This is a genomic window from Pseudomonas sp. RIT357, from assembly GCF_000632245.1.
Lineage (GTDB): Bacteria > Pseudomonadota > Gammaproteobacteria > Pseudomonadales > Pseudomonadaceae > Aquipseudomonas > Aquipseudomonas sivasensis.
The window spans coordinates 420903-441856 of sequence record NZ_JFYX01000001.1; the positions used below are offsets into that span (position 1 = coordinate 420903).

Annotated in this window: 24 protein-coding genes and 1 pseudogene; 12 read left to right on the top strand and 13 right to left on the bottom strand. The window is 60.2% G+C overall.

What is annotated here, in order from left to right:
- The first annotated feature begins 36 nt into the window (after positions 1-36).
- On the top strand, positions 37-504 hold the full coding sequence (locus tag BW43_RS25225; protein WP_032884343.1) for a TIGR02444 family protein: 468 nt from the start codon (positions 37-39) through the stop codon (positions 502-504).
- Here BW43_RS25225 and BW43_RS25220 read toward each other — a convergent pair.
- A complete protein-coding gene (locus BW43_RS25220) occupies positions 501-1346 on the bottom strand; it encodes an AlgP family protein (protein WP_032884344.1) in 846 nt (281 codons plus the stop codon). The two genes, BW43_RS25225 and BW43_RS25220, sit on opposite strands and share 4 nt — an antisense overlap.
- Before the next feature lie 192 nt (positions 1347-1538).
- Between BW43_RS25220 and BW43_RS25215 the strand changes: the two genes are divergently transcribed.
- A complete protein-coding gene (locus BW43_RS25215) occupies positions 1539-2216 on the top strand; it encodes an FKBP-type peptidyl-prolyl cis-trans isomerase (protein ID WP_032884345.1) in 678 nt (225 codons plus the stop codon).
- A 54-nt stretch (positions 2217-2270) separates the two neighbouring features.
- Here the strand turns inward: BW43_RS25215 and BW43_RS25210 are convergent, their stop codons facing one another.
- The 8 genes and pseudogenes from BW43_RS25210 to BW43_RS29475 all read right to left on the bottom strand — a co-directional run.
- On the bottom strand, positions 2271-2729 hold the full coding sequence (locus BW43_RS25210; RefSeq protein WP_032884346.1) for an Rsd/AlgQ family anti-sigma factor: 459 nt from the start codon (positions 2727-2729) through the stop codon (positions 2271-2273).
- Between the two features lie 213 nt (positions 2730-2942).
- Positions 2943-3464: a disulfide bond formation protein B gene (locus BW43_RS25205; RefSeq protein WP_032884348.1), complete on the bottom strand. Its 522-nt coding sequence runs from the start codon at positions 3462-3464 to the stop codon at positions 2943-2945.
- 237 nt (positions 3465-3701) lie between these two features.
- A complete protein-coding gene (locus BW43_RS25200) occupies positions 3702-4943 on the bottom strand; it encodes a heme biosynthesis protein HemY (protein ID WP_032884349.1) in 1242 nt (413 codons plus the stop codon).
- Positions 4944-4948: 5 nt separating this feature from the next.
- Positions 4949-6064, bottom strand: coding sequence for a uroporphyrinogen-III C-methyltransferase (locus BW43_RS29175; protein ID WP_032884350.1), 1116 nt, complete (start codon positions 6062-6064; stop codon positions 4949-4951).
- Positions 6065-6082: 18 nt separating this feature from the next.
- Positions 6083-6844: a uroporphyrinogen-III synthase gene (locus BW43_RS29180; RefSeq protein ID WP_032884351.1), complete on the bottom strand. Its 762-nt coding sequence runs from the start codon at positions 6842-6844 to the stop codon at positions 6083-6085.
- Complete coding sequence (gene hemC / locus BW43_RS25185; RefSeq protein ID WP_032884352.1) at positions 6841-7782, bottom strand: hydroxymethylbilane synthase; 942 nt, start codon at positions 7780-7782, stop codon at positions 6841-6843. Before hemC ends, BW43_RS29180 begins: the two co-directional genes overlap by 4 nt.
- Positions 7783-7920: 138 nt before the next feature.
- Complete coding sequence (locus BW43_RS25180) at positions 7921-8667, bottom strand: LytTR family DNA-binding domain-containing protein (RefSeq protein WP_032884353.1); 747 nt, start codon at positions 8665-8667, stop codon at positions 7921-7923.
- A pseudogene (locus BW43_RS29475) lies at positions 8664-8780 on the bottom strand (sensor histidine kinase); the annotation flags it as partial. The gene BW43_RS25180 and the pseudogene BW43_RS29475, both read right to left, overlap by 4 nt.
- A gap of 390 nt (positions 8781-9170) precedes the next feature.
- On the opposite strand from BW43_RS29475, the gene argH reads away from it, so the two are divergent.
- A complete protein-coding gene (gene argH / locus BW43_RS25175) occupies positions 9171-10565 on the top strand; it encodes an argininosuccinate lyase (protein ID WP_032884354.1) in 1395 nt (464 codons plus the stop codon).
- A gap of 36 nt (positions 10566-10601) precedes the next feature.
- Here the strand turns inward: argH and BW43_RS25170 are convergent, their stop codons facing one another.
- The gene (locus BW43_RS25170; protein ID WP_032884524.1) at positions 10602-11261 is read right to left on the bottom strand and encodes a glutathione S-transferase family protein; all 660 of its coding nucleotides are present in this window, start codon (positions 11259-11261) and stop codon (positions 10602-10604) included.
- A 125-nt stretch (positions 11262-11386) separates the two neighbouring features.
- Between BW43_RS25170 and BW43_RS25165 the strand changes: the two genes are divergently transcribed.
- The 3 genes from BW43_RS25165 (at position 11387) to BW43_RS25155 (ending at position 15029) form a co-directional block, all read left to right on the top strand.
- Positions 11387-11671, top strand: coding sequence for a hypothetical protein (locus BW43_RS25165; RefSeq protein ID WP_032884356.1), 285 nt, complete (start codon positions 11387-11389; stop codon positions 11669-11671).
- A gap of 95 nt (positions 11672-11766) precedes the next feature.
- Positions 11767-12021, top strand: coding sequence for a TIGR02647 family protein (locus BW43_RS25160; RefSeq protein WP_003195403.1), 255 nt, complete (start codon positions 11767-11769; stop codon positions 12019-12021).
- 167 nt (positions 12022-12188) lie between these two features.
- Positions 12189-15029: a class I adenylate cyclase gene (locus BW43_RS25155; protein WP_032884358.1), complete on the top strand. Its 2841-nt coding sequence runs from the start codon at positions 12189-12191 to the stop codon at positions 15027-15029.
- Here the strand turns inward: BW43_RS25155 and rnk are convergent.
- From rnk to cyaY, 3 genes are all read right to left on the bottom strand, one after another.
- Positions 15026-15439, bottom strand: a complete 414-nt coding sequence (gene rnk, locus BW43_RS25150; protein ID WP_032884359.1) for a nucleoside diphosphate kinase regulator — start codon at positions 15437-15439, stop codon at positions 15026-15028. The two genes, BW43_RS25155 and rnk, sit on opposite strands and share 4 nt — an antisense overlap.
- 131 nt (positions 15440-15570) lie before the next feature.
- Positions 15571-15789, bottom strand: coding sequence for a DUF1289 domain-containing protein (locus tag BW43_RS28065; protein ID WP_081797581.1), 219 nt, complete (start codon positions 15787-15789; stop codon positions 15571-15573).
- A 2-nt stretch (positions 15790-15791) separates the two neighbouring features.
- Positions 15792-16124 carry an iron donor protein CyaY gene (gene cyaY / locus BW43_RS25145; protein WP_032884360.1) on the bottom strand — a complete coding sequence of 111 codons (333 nt, stop codon included), beginning with the start codon at positions 16122-16124 and terminating at the stop codon, positions 15792-15794.
- 238 nt (positions 16125-16362) lie between these two features.
- Here cyaY and BW43_RS28075 point away from each other — a divergent pair, with 238 nt between their 5' ends.
- Genes BW43_RS28075 through BW43_RS25115 form a run of 6 tightly spaced genes read left to right on the top strand, consistent with a single transcriptional unit; the run spans position 16363 to position 20948 of the window.
- Entirely contained in the window at positions 16363-16533 is a 171-nt protein-coding gene (locus tag BW43_RS28075; protein WP_010207449.1) for a lipoprotein, read from the top strand.
- Between the two features lie 9 nt (positions 16534-16542).
- Entirely contained in the window at positions 16543-17790 is a 1248-nt protein-coding gene (lysA, locus tag BW43_RS25135; protein ID WP_032884361.1) for a diaminopimelate decarboxylase, read from the top strand.
- Between the two features lie 3 nt (positions 17791-17793).
- On the top strand, positions 17794-18624 hold the full coding sequence (gene dapF / locus BW43_RS25130) for a diaminopimelate epimerase (RefSeq protein ID WP_032884362.1): 831 nt from the start codon (positions 17794-17796) through the stop codon (positions 18622-18624).
- Positions 18625-18637: 13 nt separating this feature from the next.
- Entirely contained in the window at positions 18638-19354 is a 717-nt protein-coding gene (locus BW43_RS25125) for a DUF484 family protein (protein ID WP_032884363.1), read from the top strand.
- Positions 19355-19356: 2 nt separating this feature from the next.
- Positions 19357-20256 carry a tyrosine recombinase XerC gene (xerC, locus tag BW43_RS25120; RefSeq protein WP_032884365.1) on the top strand — a complete coding sequence of 300 codons (900 nt, stop codon included), beginning with the start codon at positions 19357-19359 and terminating at the stop codon, positions 20254-20256.
- Positions 20253-20948 (top strand): HAD family hydrolase, encoded by a 696-nt coding sequence (locus tag BW43_RS25115; protein ID WP_032884366.1) that lies wholly within the window; start codon positions 20253-20255, stop codon positions 20946-20948. Before xerC ends, BW43_RS25115 begins: the two co-directional genes overlap by 4 nt.
- Positions 20949-20954 lie beyond the last annotated feature (6 nt).

Below are 20954 nucleotides of genomic sequence, written 5' to 3' on the forward strand. Positions count from 1 at the left end.
CTACCAGCTTCGTTGCCCGCTGGCTTGGGTGTGAATATGTGCGCTGACCTGTGGAGCTTTGCCCTCTCGACTTACGCCCGTCCGGGCGTGGAAGCCGCTTGTCTGCGCTTGCAGGAACAAGGAGCGGATGTGTGCCTGCTGCTGTGTGGGGCATGGCTGGAACATCGTGGCGTGGCGCTGACCTACGAGCGCATTCAAGCGTTAACACAGATAGCCGGGCCGTGGCAGAAGCAAGTCATCGAGCCCTTGCGACAAGTGCGCGTGCAATGGCGGGCGTTGGCGCAGCAGGACGAACAGCTGGCGGCGTTACGGGAGCGGGTCAAAGCCCTGGAGTTGGAGGCGGAGCGCGGGCTACTGACACGCCTGGAGGCGCTGGCGCAGAACTGGATGAGCGCAGAGGTGAGCGGGGGTCAGAAATGGCTTGAAGGACTGGGGGCTGAGGCGGCCAACAACCTTGACCACGACGCGCTGCAACACTTGCACGCCGTGGCCACCGGCACTTAGGAAGCGCTGGTTGGGGTGGTGTTCGATGCTGCCGGTGCAGGAGTGCTGCTGGCCGGTGCTGTTGGAGCGGTGGAGGCTGTCGGGGCGGTTGCAGTTGTTGCTGGTTTTGCAGCAGCAGGCTTAACAGCTGGTTTTGCAGCGGCAGGCTTAGCAGCTGGCTTGGCGGCTGGCTTTGCAGCAGCAGTCTTAGCAGCTGGCTTGGCGGCTGGTTTTGCAGCAGCAGTCTTAGCAACTGGCTTGGCGGCTGGTTTTGCAGCAGCAGTCTTAGCAGCTGGCTTGGCGGCTGGTTTTGCAGCAGCAGTCTTAGCAGCTGGCTTGGCGGCTGGTTTTGCAGCAGCAGTCTTAGCAGCTGGCTTAGCGGCTGGTTTTGCAGCAGCAGCCTTAGCAGCTGGCTTGGCGGCGGCTTTGGCGGGTGCCTTCGCTGCAACTGCTTTTGCAGGTGTACGAGCGCCCAGCACTTTCGCCACGGCTTCTTTAACACGACCAACGCCCTGGGCCAATTTCAGGCTTTCCTGAGCATCTTTCTTGAGTTGGGAAATGTACGCGCGCGTTTCAGCTTGGCGATCCTTGAGGGCGTCCAGCAGGTCCTCAAGTTCTTTGACAGCGTCTTTGGCTTTGGCTTGTGCCTTGGCCTTGCCGGCGGTGGCGGCGTCTTGCAGTTTGGTACGGGATTTATGCAGCTTTTCTTGCGCCTTACCGCGTTGTTTTTCCAACTTGGCGAGCAGTTTTTCTGCATCGGCCAACGCTTGGGAACACGCGCTTTCCAGATGTTCGAGCAGGCTGCTCGACAGTTGTTGGAGTAAGTGCAACGGGGTATTAACAGGCTTCTGTTTGGCCGACATGGTTTACCTCCTGGCTGACGTGGGTGCGGCTCATACTAGCCCTCTGCTCTTACCGCCGCTAGGGCATGTTGACAGTATCGTTTGCCTTGCGTTGCACGGTACGAAAATTCTTATCGATATATCGAAAACACGCGACACTTTTTACCCTTTCACACTGGCATAATCCGTCGCACTTTCGGCGGGAGAATGCCCATGTCGCGTTACCTTTTTTTTGTTCTGGGCTTGGCAATTTCCGTAGCTAATGCAGGCGAGCAATCACCTTCCAAAACGGCAGACCAAGAGCAGCACGACCTTGCCTACAGCCTGGGCGCCAGCCTCGGTGAACGCCTGCGCCAGGAAGTGCCGGACCTGCAGATCCAGGCGTTGATCGAGGGCCTCAATCAAGCCTATCAAGGCAAGCCGCTGGCGTTGGATAACAAGCGCATCGAACAGATTCTTGCCCAGCATGAAGCGCAGGCCGAAGCCGACGCCCAAGCACCCAAAAGTGAAAAGTCGCTCGCAGCTGAACAGCAGTTTCTAGCCAAGGAAAAAACGGCAAAAGGGGTGCGCGAATTAGCTGACGGAATCCTGCTCACGGAACTGACACCCGGCAGTGGCAGCAAACCTGGAGCTAATGATCAGGTTCAAGTGAAATACGTTGGGCGGTTACCCGATGGCACAGTCTTCGATCAGAGCACACAGCCCCAGTGGTTTCGCCTGGACAGTGTGATCAGCGGCTGGAGCAGTGCGTTACAACAGATGCCGGTGGGAGCGAAATGGCGCCTGGTGATTCCATCAGCCCAAGCCTACGGTGCCGACGGCGCGGGCGAGTTGATCCCGCCTTACACGCCATTGGTATTCGAGATCGAGTTACTCGGCACTCGCCAATGATCCAATAAAAAACGGTGCGTCATGCGCACCGTTTTTTTAAATCACCGTTGAGGATCAAGCCTGAGTGGCTGGCTCTTCCTTGTGGGCATTGTGCAGCACTTCGATCAAGCAATCTTCCAGTTCGAAGCGCTCATGCAACAGCGCGCCCAACTCCTTGAATTTTTCGGCAACGCAGTTTCCGGCATCACACAGGTCGGTGAACGCCAGCAGCTTCTCGGTGATGACATCAATGCGTGGGTAAATGGTTTCGGCCAAGTCGAGACCACGTTGATCGTCGAAGGCTTCGGCCTCCTTGGTCAGCTGCTCGTAGACGCCGAAGTGGCCGGCCGACACGTAGTCCACCAAGACACCACAGAAATCCTGCAACGGCTCGCGATTCTCACCCAGTGCCTCAGGCTTGGCGCCGAGAGCATCAAAGGCCCGAACCAGTTCGTGACGTGCCTTCAACCAGCTGTCGATCAGCTTGTGCACCCCACCCCAGCGTTCCTGAGCATTCTGACAACTTTCCAGCATGATGATCTCTCTTCCCTATAGGGGCGCTGCCGCCTGATGCCCGCGCAACACTTCAAGGAGTAAGCCGCAGCGGGACAAGGCCGCATCTGACAAGCAAACGGTTTTAATAACGCGTGCGGGCCAGATTATGCCCGCACGACTATGGCTTCAAGGTACGCAGGAGAGAAAGTTCATACAAGTGTTTAATCCCATCCTACAAACCGCGACCTTCGTTCAGCGCCCTACCGGACGCAGGGGACGGCTCAAATACAGCCGTGAAAACTGTATGACACCGAGGACTAGCATGCCCAGGAAGAACAACAGGCTCCATTCGGGAAGGCTCAAGTCGAACAGCGTCCAGCTTATTTCCACACAATCGACGGTACCCTCGACCACCAATCGTAAGGCCTGCCACACCGAGAGGTTATCGATCATGTGGCTCAGGCTGGGCCAGCAATCGGCGGCCTGATCCGGTGCGGCATTTTGCAGCAGCACCTGACGCACAGCGGTAACGGCACCCAACAATGCACATCCCATGCTCGTCAGCCCGTACAGGTAGTAAGTGGATCGACTGGATGAATGGATAGCGGCAAGCAGATTGATGAGCGTGAATGCGGCCAGAAAGGCCCGTTGTATCTGGCACAGGAAGCACGGGCGTAACGATGCACCGAACTCAAGATAGAAGGACGCGCCCAACGTCAGCGCACCCGCCATGAACGCAAGAAAAAACAAGGAGCGTGAAGGGGCCAAAGACATGCTTTATCCGCACAGCGAGAGATAGGTCGTTACGGTAGAGGAAAGGCCCGACCCCTTTCAATACGCGACAGAGCAGACAGTTCTGTGAGATCGCAGGGATATCCCGCATAAGCATGAAAGACTTCGAGCATCCCAGTGTAGGAGTTTGCAGTAGAGCGCTTAAAACCCAGCATCTGCTGGGCATTGAAGGGCTAACTCTCAGACGTATCTGAGCAAACCCTCCATTCCTTTCCTACATCAAGACCGGGTAGGAACTGGCAGCGGAGAGGCCAGTAAGCGGTTATCCAGCAGACCCAAACCTTCTTGGAACAGTTGGTTGCTGCGCTCGGTATCACCCAACTGGGCCAATAACCGCGCCAGCTCGGCACACGCCTCAGGATTACGCTGCACTTGAAGGCTACTTTCCAGATAATCCCGTGCCTTGCCCCATAGGCTGTTTTGCAAGCACAGACGACCCAACGTCAGCAGCAGGCTGGCATCACCCGGATGATCCTTGAGCCACCCCTCGGCAAACTTCAATTGCCGGGCCTGGTCACCGCCGCGCAGCAGGCCGTACAGACGAATCAGGTGGCTGTCATAGCCGCGTTTGATAGCACCGCGCAACGCCTCCTCCGCCTTGGCATCGGCGCCCAGCTGGCGCAGTTGCTCGGCGTAAGCCAGCACCAACTGAGGCTCCTGACGCTGAGCCGAAGTGAGTTGCTGCCAGGCCCGCTCAAGGGACTGCAAACCTGCTTCGCCCTGCTCTTCGCGCTGAGCAGCCAGGCTCAGGTTCTCGCCCCAGGCACGGCGCTCCAACTCGGCCAGTTCGCTGGCAGGCAGCACTTTGTCCTTGCGTAGCTCCGGCAGCAGTCGAATGACCGAAGACCAGTCGCCTCGCTGCTGGTGCAAACGCTGCAATTGGCGCAATACCTGGGCGTTATGGGGATGACGCTCGTGCATGACCTGCAAGGTCGTCAACGCGCCGTCAGTATCACCACGGTCCAACTGCAATTGCGCATGGCTCAACGCGACCGCCAACTCCGCTTGGGGCTGACGCTCCAGCGCACGCGCCAGCAAACCGTCGGACTCCTCATAACGGCCCTGCTCATTCGCCGCACGGGCCGCGCCCAGGTAGTACAACAAAGGCTGGCGCTCAGCTTCAGCTGCACGATGCAGATGACGCTCAGCGCTGGCCCAGCGGCCCTCAGCGAGGTCCATCTGGCCCTGTTCGATGGCGATCTGCACACGGCGACTGCGGTTACGCCGAGACCACGGGTTGACCACGCCACCGGAGGTGGTCAACAGGCTCAGCAACACGCGAATCAGGTAAATGGCGAGGCCGATGGCAAACACTGCTACCACGGTCGCCCATAGGCTCGACTCGTAATGCAGCACATGAGGATAGGTAATCAGCACATAGCCGGTGTGTTTCGAAATGCCCACAGCGAGTGCCAGGGCGATCGCAACCACCAGCACCAGGATCACATAGAAACGCTTCATCGGCTCTACTCCTGGATCGCCGGCTTGCCAGCCGCCGCCTTAGCTTCGTCAGCAGACACATGACGACGTTCTAGGTACGCCTGCACCGCAGCCAGACTCGCCGCTAGGTCCGGTGTCACTACCGACACGGCTTTTGGCTCAAGCTCGGCGATACGCGCCAGCATCGCCTTGCTCTGCGGATTGTCCTGGTTGAAGTTGTCCTGCAACACGCTGCGCGCCTCGCCCAGCGAACGGCTGTACACCGCCGACTCTCCATTGAGCGCCGCCCATTGCGCCTGCTCCAGCGCCAGGCTCAGGGCCAGGCGAACTTGGTTCAGCCCCTGACCGGCGAGCAGTGGTCGAATGTTATCGTCGGGATTGAAGTCGATGCGGAAGTAACGGGAAATCTGCTCCCACCACTGTCTCCAGCGGCTATCCGTATCAGTGCTTGGACGCCCCTGCCCAGAGGGCTCGGTGAGTTGATATTCAGGGGCAATGGCTGCCAACTGCACAACCTGGTCACGCAAGGCTGCCAATTGCAGGTAGAGCCCGGTACGGTCCGGCTGCTCGGTACTGCGCAACGCGGCCAGGCTCTTGGCCAATTGTTCTCGCGCAGCGTAGGAACCTGGATCGCTCTGCTCGCGAAGAATCTCGTCGGCACCCTGCACCAGCGCCTGGGCACTGTTGATATCTTGCAGGGCGGACAGCCGCAAACTCGCCAGACGGATCAGGTGCTCGGCCTCGGCCAGGCGCCAGTCTTTACGGCTGGCCCCCAGCACGGTTTCCAGACGCTGGTTAAGGCGCTGCTGATCACCTTGCAACTGGGCGACCAGACGGCGGCGCTCTTCCAACTCGTCAGCGCCCGGCAACTGGGCCAAGCGCGCAGCCAGTTGCTGCTGACTTTGCTTGAGGGACTGGGATTGGTCATCCAGGGTCTGCACCTGACCCAGCTGCTGCTGGCTGCTGGCTTGCAGGGCGCGGACCTGCCAGATCCCCCAACCTCCGGCAGCAACACCCACGGCGCCAAGCAGCAAGGCGACAACTGCCAGGCCATTGCCACGGCGCGGCGTGGTGACCGGTGACTCAACCGGCGCATCGAGTGCGGGTTGGGTTTCATCTTTAGGCAAGGCTGTTTCGCTCACGTATCCGTCCTTTGCGTATCAGAGAGTGGGAACGGGATGACTCCGTAACGCCACTAACAAAGCCGCGGCACTCGCGCCGCGACAATCCACAACTTTTTCTGCGCCAGCAGTCCGTGCCATCTCGGCGACTCGTGGGCTGGGCACGAACAACGGCAGCTGTGCCACCTGTGGCCAATCGGGGCCGGCCAAGGCTTGCAGGTGCAAAAAACCCTGCCCACTGCTGACCACCAGGCCGTTCAAGCGTTCCAACTGGATGCGTTGCACCAGCACACCGGCGTCATAGGTCGGCAGGAAACGGCGGTACAACTCCAGATAGTCGACACTAGCACCTTGCTCGCGCAAACGCTCCGCCAGCAACTCTCGACCGCCCTCGCCACGCAGAATCAACACCCGCGAATCGCGGCACGCGATAGCCTCGCGCAACGCCGGTAATTGAAGCAAGGCCTCGCTGTCGTCGCCGCTTTGGGGATAATGAATGTTCAGGCCCTGATCGGACAGTACCTGCGCTGTTGCCGCGCCGACGCTGAACCAAGGCATTTGTGGCTTGGGATGATGAGCCAACTGCTGCAGGGCAAGGCGCGCAGCGGGCTTGCTCACCACGATCACCGCGCAATAGCGATGCAGGTCACGGAAGACAGCCTGTTGCTCGGGCGTGATGGGTAAAGGCTCAGTGTCCAGCAGGGGCAAACTGCTGCTGAAAATGCCGGCTTCAGATAACGACGCCGCCAGGGCGGTCGATTCCTCTGCAGGCCGCGTCAGCAGCACTCGCCACCCACTCACTGCGGACCGGCCTCACCGTAGACTTTTTGCAGAATGGCACCAGCGCCTTTATCCAGTAGCTCTTCAGCGACCTGGATACCCAACGCCGTGGCATCACGCTGCGGCCCGCGCACTTCTGCCGTCAACAAAGTGCCGCCGTCAGGGTCGCCGACCAGGCCACGCAGCCACAGGTCTTCACCTTCGAGCACGGCGTAGCAAGCAATCGGCACTTGGCAGCCGCCATTGAGGTGCTTGTTCAGAGCTCGCTCGGCTGTGACACGCACTTCGGTATCGTGGTGATCGAGCGGCTTGAGAAGTTCGTGGATTTGGCTGTCGGCGGTGCGACATTCGATGCCCACGGCGCCCTGCCCACCCGCTGGCAAGCTGTCTTCGACGCTGATGGCGGAGGTGATGCGATCTTCGAAACCCAGACGGATCAAACCAGCGGCAGCCAGGATGATCGCGTCATATTCGCCAGCATCCAGCTTAGCCAGGCGAGTGTTGACGTTGCCACGTAGAAAGCGGATCTGCAGGTCTGGACGGCGGGTCAGCAGCTGGGCCTGACGACGTAAGCTGGAGGTGCCGACGATGCTGCCCAGCGGCAGCTCATCCAGGGATGCATAGGTGTTGGAAACGAAGGCATCACGCGGGTCTTCGCGCTCGCAGATGCAAAAAAGGCCCAGGCCTTCGGGAAAGTCCATGGGCACGTCTTTCATCGAGTGCACGGCGATGTCGGCTTCGTTTTCCAGCAGCGCAGTTTCCAGTTCCTTGACGAACAGGCCCTTGCCCCCGATTTTCGACAGTGGCGAGTCAAGCAGCTTGTCGCCGCGACTGACCATGGGCACCAGGGACACCGTGAGGCCGGGATGGGCCTGTTCAAGGCGTGCTTTGACGTATTCGGCCTGCCATAAGGCCAGAGCACTTTTACGGGTGGCGATGCGGATTTCGCGAGAGGACATGGATCAATCCGTACTGAATAGATACGGCAGATAATAACAGCTCAGGCAAATGCGCTTTGATTTGAATCAGCAAGTGCGGGGCCTCCCTGGCCACGTCGCACCGGGATAAGGAATTCAGGCCTCGCTACAGCCCTCGAACTAAAGCTGCTGCATCATTTTGCGCACGCCCGCGACATGGCGTCGACTGACGATCAAAGCATCGCCGTTAAGCCCTTTAAGGAACAACTGGAAGTGTCCCAGAGGTGTGCGTTGAAGACGTTCGATCCGCTCGCGGGCCACCAACGCATTGCGGTGGATACGCACGAAGCGTTCGCCGAACTCATCCTCAAGGGCCTTGAGCGGCTCATCGAGCAACACTTCGCCAGCCTCATGTCGCAGGGTCACGTACTTGTGATCGGCAATAAAATAAACAACCTGGCTCAGTGGGATCAGCTCAATCCCTTTGCGCGTACGTGCGCTGATGTGGCTGCGCGGCCCGTTACCACTTTGGGCGGCAGGCTGGGTCAAGGCTGCCAGTTGGGCGCGGTTGGGGCGCTCGGCTTTCTTCATGGCCTTGAGCAAGGCTTCGGCAGTCACTGGTTTAATCACAAAGCTGACGCCACTGGCTTCCAGCGTCTGCTCAGCAAACTCTTCTTGCGCGGCGCATAACACCAGGGCGGGTGGCGATTCTCGCTCGCTCAGCCGGGCGGCGACTTGCAGGCCATCAAGGCCCGGCATGCGGATATCGAGCAACACCAGGTCGGGCTTGAGGCTGTCGATCAGCGTCAACGCCTCCTCCCCGTTGGTGGCACTCGGCTCAAGGACTGTATAACCCTCAAGTTCACTGACCAAGCGGGTCAGTCGCTCGCGGGCTTGGGGTTCGTCATCAACGATCAGGACATTCATATAGCGCTGGATTCCTGCGTGAGTCTCGCACAAGGATAGCGTAGACAGGTGCGGTGACTTGCGTCACAGCGATCCACGCTAAGACTAGCGCGAGCGGCAAAAAGTGCCCTGACAGCGGCACCCATATTTACCCGGACCTGTTCAATAGCGCCCAAGACCTGCTGCCATCGGGCATCGTCGTAGGGTTTGCTGATACACAATCCGAATACCCCCCTTTTAAATGGATAGTCAGGCTCTGACCGCAATACCCGACTTTGGTGCATTCACACACTATCAGTCCAACTGTAGACGCTCACCGGAACGATATTGCGCAATCGTCAAATATCGTTTCGATAAACATCTACCTCCAGTCTCTTCCCGGACGCGTTCGGCGGCAAGGCACTTAGCCATCCTTTGCACAAATAAAAATGCCGACGACCCGCAGCACCGCCTCCACGGGCAACCCTGTTATTATCGCCGGCAGACTTCCACGCCTCTTTATTAAGCAGACCACGAGCGAATCCATGAGCACCGACAAGACCAACCAGTCCTGGGGCGGCCGCTTCAGTGAACCCGTCGACGCCTTCGTCGCCCGCTTCACCGCCTCCGTCACCTTCGACCAGCGCCTGTACCGCCACGACATCATGGGCTCCATCGCCCACGCGACGATGCTGGCCAAAGTCGGCGTGCTGACCGACGCCGAGCGCGACAGCATCATTGACGGCCTGACCACCATCCGCGGTGAGATCGAAGCCGGTACGTTCGACTGGCGCGTCGACCTGGAAGACGTGCACATGAATATCGAGGCCCGCCTCACCGACCGTATCGGTGTGACCGGCAAGAAACTGCACACCGGTCGTAGCCGTAACGACCAAGTGGCCACCGATATCCGCCTGTGGCTGCGCGATGAAATCGACCTGATCCTGTCCGAAATAACTCGCCTGCAAAAAGGCCTGCTGGAGCAGGCCGAACGCGAATCGGACACCATCATGCCCGGCTTCACTCACCTGCAAACCGCCCAGCCTGTGACGTTCGGTCACCACCTGCTGGCCTGGTTCGAAATGCTCAGCCGCGACTACGAGCGCCTGGTCGATTGCCGCAAGCGCGCCAACCGTATGCCATTGGGTAGCGCCGCGCTGGCTGGCACCACTTACCCGATCGACCGCGAGTACACCGCACAACTGCTGGGCTTCGACGCTGTGGGCGGCAACTCCCTGGACGGCGTCTCGGACCGTGACTTCGCCATCGAATTCTGCGCCGCCGCCAGCATTGCGATGATGCACCTGTCACGCTTCTCCGAAGAGTTGGTGCTGTGGACCAGCGCGCAATTCCAGTTCATCGACCTGCCGGATCGCTTCTGCACCGGCAGCTCGATCATGCCGCAAAAGAAAAACCCCGACGTGCCAGAGCTGGTCCGCGGCAAGAGCGGCCGCGTATTCGGCGCACTGATGGGCCTGCTGACCCTGATGAAAGGCCAGCCGTTGGCCTACAACAAGGACAATCAGGAAGACAAGGAACCGCTGTTCGACGCCGCCGACACCCTGCGCGACTCGCTGCGTGCCTTTGCCGACATGATCCCGGCGATCAAGCCAAAACACGCGATCATGCGTGAAGCGGCCTTGCGCGGTTTCTCCACGGCAACGGACCTGGCGGACTACCTGGTACGCCGTGGCCTGCCGTTCCGTGACTGCCACGAAATCGTCGGCCACGCAGTGAAATACGGCGTGGAAACCGGCAAAGACCTGGCAGAAATGAGTCTGGAAGAACTGCGCCAGTTCAGCGACCAGATCGAGCAGGATGTGTTCGCCGTACTGACCCTGGAAGGTTCGGTGAATGCGCGTAATCACATCGGCGGCACTGCGCCCGCGCAGGTGAAGGCAGCGGTCGTACGCGGCCAGGCGTTGCTCGCCAGCCGCTAAAAAATGTGGGAGGGGCTTGCCCCCTCCCACACTTGATCACTTTTTGGCCGCAATCATCGCCATAAACGCAGGCATCGCCGCCTCCCGGTCCGCTGCCACCTTTTGGGCGTTGGGCATGGCATGCAATCGCTCCAACAACGCTTTCGCCTTTGGCAACTCAGCCAGCAAATCCAATCCAAACAGCTTCTCGCCCACGCCATAGGCGAGGTTCACGCTGTACATGAAATACAGATCCGCAATCGTAAAACTCTCCCCCGCCACGTAAGGCGCGAACTTGCCGTGCCGACCTAAAGAACCGATCCCCAGCAGCAACTCAGCCTTGGATTTTTCCTTGATCGCCTCCGGCACCGGCATACCGAAAAACGCCTCGGCAAAACACGCGCGGGCGGGCAATTCGATGTACAGCTCGATTTCCCGGCACAGCGCCAGCACTTGGGCACGCTGGAATGGGTCTGCCGGCAACAGCGAAGGGCCTTCCTGGGTTTGCTCGATGTATTCGAGTATCACGCTGGTTTCGTTGATAAACCCCTGCTTTACGCCAAGCGCCGGTACCTTGCCGCGCGGACTGATTGCCAGGGCTTCCGGGGTTTGACCGGCATAGAAAGGTACCTCTTCAAACAGGAGCCCTTTCTCCAACAGCGCCAGTTTCACCATGTTGTAGTAGTTGCTGACCGAAAATCCGTAGAGCTTGAGCATCGCAAAGCCTCCAGGCCGTGTGCGGGGTTGGCTGCAAGAGTTATAGATCTTGGCGCCCAGCCTGACCAGCAGCATCACCTGCCTGAATGGAGGTAGACTGGCGCCCTTTCCTTGAGGAGCCTGCCATGAGCGAGCCGACCGATATCGACAGTGACGAAGAAGAATTCACCGAAAACACCCTGATCGAAGCGATCGAGAACCAGATCGAAAGCGACAATCCCCCCGCCGCCAAAGCGACCTTCAACAAACTGACCCTGGTGGGTTATGAACGCGAAGACATCCTGAATCTTATGGCCCACGTGCTGGCGTTCGAGATCGACGCGATGCTGGACGAGGACCGCGCCTTCAATACCGAATGGTATGAAACCGCGCTGCGGGCGTTGCCTGAGTTGCCGCCTGAAAAGGAATAATCCCGGCACGCAGCAACACGCTGGACAGTTCGGCAAAGTGCGTTCACCTTATGGCCTGCTAGCCTCTAATAAATTTTAGAAAGTCTGGAGTCCTTATGTCGTATACCCCTGAATTGGTTGCCGAACTGGAAATCCTTGTACTCTTCCCCTTGGACAGCACCAAGGAAGGTCTGAAGGTCCATCAGACCGCCGCTCCTACTGCCATCGCCGCTGCCAAGCGCCTCCATGCCAAAGGACTTATCGACCAGCCAGACGGGGGCTATCTGACCAGCCTCGGTCGGGACGCCGCAGAGCAGGCCCAAACCCTGCTGACTATTCTGACCACTGCCAGCACCAAAGAAGCAGCCTGATACCCGATACCGCCCATGGAGTCCGCTCACTGCGGATTCCAAGGGCGTTGCCGTGGGCCAGTTAAAATTCTGGCGTCAAAGACCATTTCCGCTAAACCTCCTACGCCACTGGCTGTAAACTCCTACACGGCCGCCCACGTCGGGCCCTGCGAGCCACCGAGTTCGACATGACCCGCACCCATGAAATCCGCCCTGACTTGGACGAAGGCATCGACCGCAAGGTGCTGGCCCAATTGCGCGCGCGCTTCATGGCCCTCAATGAGGGGCGCATGGCGCGTGCCGTCGAGGGGCTGACGCCGCGCCAGCAAAGCGTGCTGACCCTCCTGCCACTGTTTTTTCACGTTAATCATCCGCTGTTGCCCGGTTATGTTTCGGGCAGCACGCCAGCCGGGCTTTCGAATTTCGAGCCCGACGCTCAGGCCTTGGCCGAAGCCCAACGCCTGACCCGCTCGTTCTCTTACAAGCCGCGCCCGGTCAATCAGCCCAAGCCTATCCATGGCCTATTTCTGATGGGCAGCCTTGGCACCCTCGCCCAAGCGGATCAGAGCGATATGGACGTATGGGTGTGCCACGCCCCCGACCTGGGCGAAAACGAGCTGGCCGAACTGCGCAAGAAATGCCAACTGCTAGAAGCCTGGGCCCTCACCATGGGTGCCGAGGCACACTTCTTCCTGATCGAGCCAACGCGCTTCGTACTCGGCGAGCGCGACACCCAACTGAGCTCCGACGACTGCGGTACCACCCAGCATTACCTGCTGCTGGACGAGTTCTACCGCACAGCCATCTGGTTGGCCGGGCGCACGCCGATTTGGTGGCTGGTGCCGGTATACGAAGAGACCCGTTACGCCGAATTCACCCACACACTGCTCTCCAAGCGGTTTATCCGCGCCGATGAAACCCTTGACCTCGGCCACCTGGCACATATTCCACCCGGCGAATTCATCGGAGCCGGTCTATGGCAGTTGTTCAAAGGCATCGAGTCACCTTACAAATCGGTGCTCAAACTGCTGCTGACTGAGGTCTACGCCAGCGAACACCCCAACGTGCATTGCCTGAGCCTGCGCTTCAAGCGCGCGGTGTTCGCGAACCAGATGGACCTGGATGAGCTGGACCCATACATCGTGGTGTACCGCCGCATCGAGGAATACCTCAAGGCACGCAACGAGCCCGAACGCCTGGAATTGGTACGCCGCGCGCTGTACCTGAAGGTCAATCGCAAGCTCACCGCCGGCCAACGCACCAGCAGTTGGCAGCGACTGTTGCTGGAGCGCCTGGCCCGCGAATGGAGCTGGGACCAGCGTCAACTCGCCCTGCTGGACAGCCGCAGCCAGTGGAAAGTGCGTCAGGTGGCCTCGGAACGCCGCGCCCTGGTCAGCGAGCTGAACTACAGCTATCGCTTCCTGACCCAGTTTGCCCGGACCGAACAAACCGTCAGCCTGATCAACAAGCGCGACCTTAACGTGCTGGGCCGGCGCCTGTATGCCGCTTTTGAGCGCAAGGCCGGCAAGGTCGAATTCATCAACCCCGGCATCGCACCGGACCTGGCTGAAGACACCTTGACCCTGGTGCAGTCGCCCAACCGCAAGGAACCCGGCCAGCATCACTGGGGGTTGTACAACGGCAACCTCACGGCCCTGGAGTGGGAACACTTTGCGCCGATCAAGCGCAGCCGCGACCTGCTGGAAATGCTGACGTGGTGCCATCGCAACGGTGTAATCGACAGCAGCACGCGCCTGGCGCTGCACCCCGGCACCAGCGACATGACCGAATTCGAGTTGTTCAACCTGCTGGGCAGCCTGCAACAAACGGTCGCCCTGCCCCTGACCAGCGTCGATGAAATAAGCCTGCTGCGATCGGCGGTGCCCGAGGAAGTGTTGCTGCTGATCAACGTCGGCGTCGACCCGCTCAAGCATCACCGCGACCTGAACATCCTGATGACCACCGAGCGCACCGACTCCCTGAGTTATGCCGGTGTTCGCGATAACCTGGTGCTGACCCTGGACCAAGTCACGCTCAACAGCTGGAACGAGGTGATGGTCAGCCGTTACGACGGCCCGCACGCTTTGCTCGATTGCCTGCGCGACTACCTCAACCAACTGCCATCGGACCGCCTGCCGCGTCTGCGGGTACGCTGCTTCTGTCATAACCGTGCGCAGTTCATTGCCCAGCGCGTGGAGGAAATCTTCGACACCGCGCAGAACCTGCTGCTGGGTCAGTCCAACCACCGCTACTTGCTGCAAGTTCAGCAGCACTACCACGTAATGGAGTTGATGCCGGGCCAAGCCACCCATGTGTCACTGGCAACCCAGGACGCGCTGATCGCCTACCTCAGCGAGGAGCTGGCCAGCTACAGCCCGCTGCATCTGGACACGATGGCCCTGGAAGACCACGACCTGGCGCTGCTGCTGCCCATGGGCATGGCTGATTGCGTGCAAGTGTTCTACCGGGTCAATGAGGATTTCGCCGAGCTGTATGTGCTGGATGAGTTCAACGCGCTCTGGCAGCAGCGCCTGCCGTTTCATGATGAGCAGAGCCTGCTGGCGCCTTTGCAGCGCTTTCTGCAATCCATCATCTATCGGCGGGATGCGTTGTCGCCGCTGGACACGCAACAACCCCTGGGCGCGGTGCAGACCTTGTATTACCAACTATTGCCGACAGGAAGCGGACGCGCCCGCGGGATCGAACCTCGGCCGGCGCCGCACAATCCAACGAACAAACCGTTTTACGACGTGCAGGCGATTATCGGCAAAGCAGCACACGGCAAGGTGGGCATTACCCTGTACTGCAATCAGCGGGAGTTTTCCGAATTGGAATTCGGCGACCAGCTATTTGCCGTGGTCGCCCAGGAGATCGTTGGACAGCGCCGGGAAACCGAGCGCTACCGTTGCTACATCACCGACCTGGATCTATCGGGCCTGCTCGGTGATGTGCAGAGCCCGAGCAACCTTTACCTGCGTTACAAGGCCGAGCTGGAGCTGTCGCTCAACGAGGCGCTGAGCCAGATTTAGAGAGTGAAGGCGCCGCCGTCTTTTGGCTGGCCTTCAACACTGAGCAATTCAAGCTTGAGGGTCTTGCCGCCAGGTGCCGGCCAGTCGATATGCTGGCCCACTTTCAGGCCTAACAACGCGCTGCCCACGGGTGCCAGGATCGAGATCTTGCCGGCGTCTGCATTGGCATCTTTCGGATAGACCAGCGTCAGGTGGTAGTCCTTGCCGCTGCCTTGCTCACGGCAATGTACGCTGGAGTTCATGGTCACGACACCCGCAGGCACTTCATCGTGGCCAACCACTTCTTCGGCGCGATCGAGTTCGGCTTGCAACGCTTCGACGCCGGGAGTTTCGTCGCCCAAGCGGTCGATCAGTTGCTCCAGACGCTGCACGTCAAGACGGGTGAGGATGATGGACGGTGCGGTGGTCATGATTCAGGCAGACTCCTTTTTTCTGCACAAAAAAGCAAAACCCCGCCAAAAAAAGGCGGGGTTCTCGCGGGCCTCGATGAGTTGAGGCGTACCCGGACACTACCACAGCGTCACAAATAAACAAGACAGCCTCAGGCGTGCGCCCTGCGCTGCTCGGCCTCGGCGCAGATCACCCTGCGCCGGGCATCGTCGGCGGAGCGCCATTCGCGGATGTCTTCAACGTGACGAAAGCAGCCGAGGCAGACTTTTTGCTCGTCCAGACGACACAAACTGATACAAGGTGACGGCACCGCCGGGCTGACATTACTGAACAGCGGCTTTGGCGGACGTACGGGCGCAGGCTCAGTCACGGTCAAATCTCGTCGAAATCCAGCTCGGCGCCGGTATATTCGTGGACCAGGCGCGTGAGCATCTCGCCCAACAACTCTTCACTCTTATCGCACTGCCATTTGCCGCTTTCTTCGTCGTAGTCGAAGTGAACGCCACCGGAGCGCGCCGCCAGCCACAGCTGACGCAGGGGTTCCTGGCGACTGAAGATCAGTTGCTGGCCACTCTCGAACTTGACGGTCAGCACGCCGGCCGAGTTTTCCAGGTCCACATCCAGGCCGCTGTCGTCAAAAATATCTTCCAGCGCCTGCTGGGTCGCATCCACCAGGTCGTGAAAACGGGCTTCGGTCAAACTCATTGTGGCAACCTCAAAAGTGTCTGGTTTTGCTCAAGCGCCGCACGATACGGGCGAGCCTCGCCGATTGCAAAGGATACCGATTTCATTACCGATGACGGTATGAAATATCCTCTGCCAGCGTAGCCCGCTTCACCTTCATGTCGGCAAACCCCCGCCGGACGGGTATTTCGGCGCATAGGCAAGCTGGCGGGTGGTCGGTATACTCGGGCGCAATTAATGCATATTCAAGGATTTCGCCATGAAGCGCCTGATCTCTTCCCTTGCTGCGCTCGTCGCGGTCGCTTGCCTCGTTAGTGCCTGTGGTCAAAAAGGCCCGCTGTACCTGCCCGATGACAGCAAAGACCCGAATGAACAGGCGCAATCGTCGCAAAAGCCATCCAAAGCGCATAAGCACGACACCTACGAATAAGGGAGCTCCATGGACGCTTTTAACTACCGGGACGGCGAGCTGTTCGCGGAAGGCGTGGCGCTGTCCGCGATTGCCCAGCGCTTTGGTACCCCGACGTACGTGTACTCACGCGCTCACATCGAAGCTCAATACCGCTCCTTCACCGACGCACTGGACGGCGTACCGCACTTGGTGTGCTACGCGGTCAAGGCAAACTCCAATCTGGGTGTACTGAATGTCCTGGCGCGTATGGGCGCTGGTTTTGACATCGTCTCCCGTGGCGAGCTGGAGCGGGTACTGGCAGCTGGTGGCCAGGCTGACAAGATCGTGTTCTCCGGCGTCGGCAAGAGCCGCGAAGACATGCGCCGTGCCCTGGAAGTCGGTGTGCATTGCTTCAACATCGAATCCACCGACGAGCTGGAGCGCCTGCAGGTCGTAGCCGCCGAAATGGGCGTACGCGCGCCGATCTCCCTGCGCGTCAACCCGGACGTCGATGCTGGCACCCACCCGTACATTTCCACCGGTCTCAAAGAGAACAAGTTCGGCATCGCCATTGCTGACGCCGAGGACGTGTATATCCGCGCCGCGCAGTTGCCGAACCTGGAAGTGCTGGGCGTCGACTGCCACATCGGTTCGCAACTGACCACTCTGCCGCCGTTCCTAGATGCCCTAGACCGCCTGCTGGCGCTGATTGATCGCCTGGGCGAATGCGGCATCTACCTGCACCACATCGACCTCGGTGGCGGCGTGGGCGTGCGGTATCGCGATGAAGAGCCGCCGCTGATTGCCGACTATATCCAGGCCGTGCGCGAGCGCATCGAAGGTCGCGACCTGACGCTGATGTTCGAGCCGGGCCGCTACATCGTCGCCAACGCCGGCGTGCTGCTGACCCAGGTCGAGTACCTCAAGCACACCGAGCACAAGGATTTCGCCATCGTCGACGCGGCGATGAACGACCTGATCCGCCCGGCGCTGTACCAGGCCTGGATGAATGTAACCGCTGTGACGCCTCGCGACAGCGAAGCTCGCGCCTATGACATCGTCGGCCCGATCTGCGAAACCGGCGACTTCCTCGCCAAGGATCGTCAGCTTGCGCTGGAGGAAGGCGATCTGCTGGCCGTGCATTCGGCTGGTGCCTACGGGTTTGTCATGAGTTCCAACTACAACACCCGCGGCCGTACCGCCGAGGTACTGGTGGACGGTGATCAAGCGTTTGAAGTGCGTCGCCGCGAGACGGTAGCCGAGTTGTATGCTGGCGAAAGCCTGCTGCCGGAGTAAGCCATGCTGCTGCGTTTTACCAAGATGCACGGGCTCGGCAATGATTTCATGGTCCTCGACCTGGTCAGCCAGCACGCGCACATCCTGCCCAAGCACGCTAAACAGTGGGGCGACCGGCATACAGGGATTGGCTTCGACCAATTGCTGATCGTCGAGGCGCCAAGCAACCCGGAGGTGGATTTCCGTTATCGGATCTTCAACTCCGACGGTTCCGAAGTGGAACAGTGCGGCAACGGTGCGCGCTGTTTCGCGCGTTTCGTGCTGGATAAGCGCTTGACCGCCAAGCGCCAGATCCGCGTCGAGACCAAGAGCGGCGTGATCGAGCTGGATATTCGCAGCGACGGCCAAATCAGCGTCAACATGGGCGCGCCGCGCTTGGTGCCAGCGGATATTCCGTTCCAGGCCAGCGAGCAGGCCACCAGCTACGCAGTCGATGTCGACGGCAAGATCGTCGACTTGGCGGCCGTCTCCATGGGCAACCCCCATGCTGTGTTGCGGGTCAACGACATCAACAATGCCCCCGTACATGAACTGGGGCCGAAGATCGAACACCACCCGCGCTTTCCGGCACGGGTCAACGTGGGTTTCCTGCAGGTGATCGACCGTTCCCGCGCGCAATTGCGTGTGTGGGAACGCGGCGCCGGCGAAACCCAGGCCTGCGGCACCGGTGCTTGCGCCGCTGCCGTGGCCGCGATCAGCCAGGGGTGGATGGATTCGCCGCTGCTGATCGACCTGCCCGGTGGACGCCTGTCCATCGAATGGGCAGGCCCTGGCCACCCGGTGCTGATGACCGGGCCGGCCTCGCGTGTATACGAAGGACAGGTCCGTCTATGAGTGAGCCAAGCTAATGACCGATAAGCCTCAAGTACCCGCACCCGCAACCCCGAGCGAAAGTCTGGAGGCCGCTGCTGTCGCGGCGTACCTTGAGGCGAATCCGGATTTCTTCGTCGAGCACGAAGAACTGCTGCCAGCGCTGCGCATCCCCCACCAGCGCGGCGACACCGTGTCGCTGGTGGAACGACAGATGAAGATCCTGCGCGAGCGCAATATCGAGATGCGTCATAAGCTCTCGCACTTGATGGACGTCGCCCGCGACAACGACCGCTTGTTCGACAAAACACGTCGCCTGATCCTTGCGCTGATGGACGCCACCAGCCTGGAAGAAACCGTGATCGCCGTGGAAGACAGCCTGCGCCAGGACTTCCAAGTGCCATTTGTCAGCCTGATCCTATTCAGCGACAACCCGATGCCTGTAGGCCGCTGGGTCAGCGGCAGCGACGCACAGACCGCGATTGGCGGCCTGTTGTCCGAAGGCAAGACCATCAGCGGCACCTTGCGCGAGCATGAGCTGGACTTCCTGTTTGGTCCCGAACAGCTCAAGGAGATCGGCTCCACAGCTGTGGTCGCCCTCAGCCATCAAGGCTTGCATGGCGTGCTGGCTATCGCCAGCCGTGATCCTGCGCACTACAAAAGCTCGGTGGGCACGCTGTTCCTGACCTATATCGCCGAAGTGTTGGGCCGCGTCCTGCCGCGCTTCACCACCGCCCTGCGCGCGGTGCGCTAGCCATGGAACGGCAACTGGACGCTTACTGCGCTCACCTGCGCAACGAGCGCCAGGTGTCGCCCCACACACTGGAAGCCTATCGGCGGGACTTGAACAAGGTCCTGGCCTACTGCGAAAAACAGCAGGTCACCAGTTGGAAGGCCTTGGATATCCAAAGCCTGCGCAGCCTGATCGCGCGCTTGCACCAGACGGGCCAATCCTCGCGCAGCCTGGCTCGCCTGCTGTCGGCTGTGCGCGGGCTCTATCACTACCTCAACCGCGAAGGCCTGTGCGACCACGACCCGGCCAACGGCCTGTCTCCGCCCAAGGGCGAACGGCGCCTGCCCAAGACCCTGGACACCGACCGCGCCCTGCAATTGCTCGATGGCGCCGTAGAGGATGACTTCCTCGCCCACCGCGACCAGGCGATCCTGGAGCTGTTCTATTCCTCGGGCCTGCGCCTGTCGGAACTCACCGGCCTGAACCTAGACCAATTGGACCTGGCAGACGGCCTGGTGCAAGTACTCGGCAAAGGCAGCAAAACACGCGTGCTGCCGGTGGGCAGGAAGGCCCGCGAAGCCCTGCAACTCTGGCTTCCGCTGCGGGCGTTGGCCAACCCGGCGGACGACGCCGTGTTTATCAGCCAGCAAGGCCGGCGACTGGGGCCGCGGGCTATTCAGGTGCGGGTCAAAGCCGCCGGGGAGCGCGAACTGGGCCAAAACCTGCACCCGCATATGCTGCGGCACTCCTTTGCCAGCCATATGCTGGAATCGTCCCAGGATCTGCGCGCCGTGCAGGAGTTGCTGGGCCACTCCGATATCAAGACCACGCAGATCTACACCCATCTGGACTTCCAGCACCTGGCAACGGTGTACGACAGCGCCCATCCACGGGCCAAACGCATCAAGGGCGGCGACTCATGAGTATCAAGCTGATCACCTTCGACCTAGACGACACGCTCTGGGACAACGTACCCGTCATCATCAGCGCCGAAGCGTCGATGCGCGAATGGCTGGTCGTGCATGCCCCCAACGTCGGCGACCTGCCACTGGAGCATTTCGCCAGCCTGCGCCAACAGGTGCTGCAGCGTCATCCGGAGCTCAAACACCGCATCAGCGTGTTGCGCCACCGGGTGCTGATGCACGCCTTCGAGGAGGCCGGATATCCACAGCCGCAAGCCACGGAAATGGCAGACGTGTGCTTCGAGGCGTTCATTCACGCCCGTCATCAGCTCACTCCCTTCCCTGAAGCCGAGCCGATGTTGCAAGCGCTGCGCCAGCACTTTCTGCTGGGTGTGATCACCAATGGCAATGCCGATGTGCAGCGTGTGGGCCTGGCTGACTACTTTCACTTTGCGCTGCGCGCTGAAGATATTGGTATTGCCAAGCCGGATGCGCGGCTGTTCCAGGAAGCACTGCAACGCGGCGGAGTGGATGCCAGCGCAGCGGTGCATGTTGGCGACCATCCCGGGGACGACATTGCTGGGGCGCAGCAGGCGGGGCTGCGGGCCGTGTGGTTTAACCCCAGCGCCAAGGTGTGGGAGGGGGATAAACGCCCCGACGCGGAGATTCGTAGCCTTACGGAGCTGCCGGAATTACTCCGCAAGTGGCAGTAGTACTAG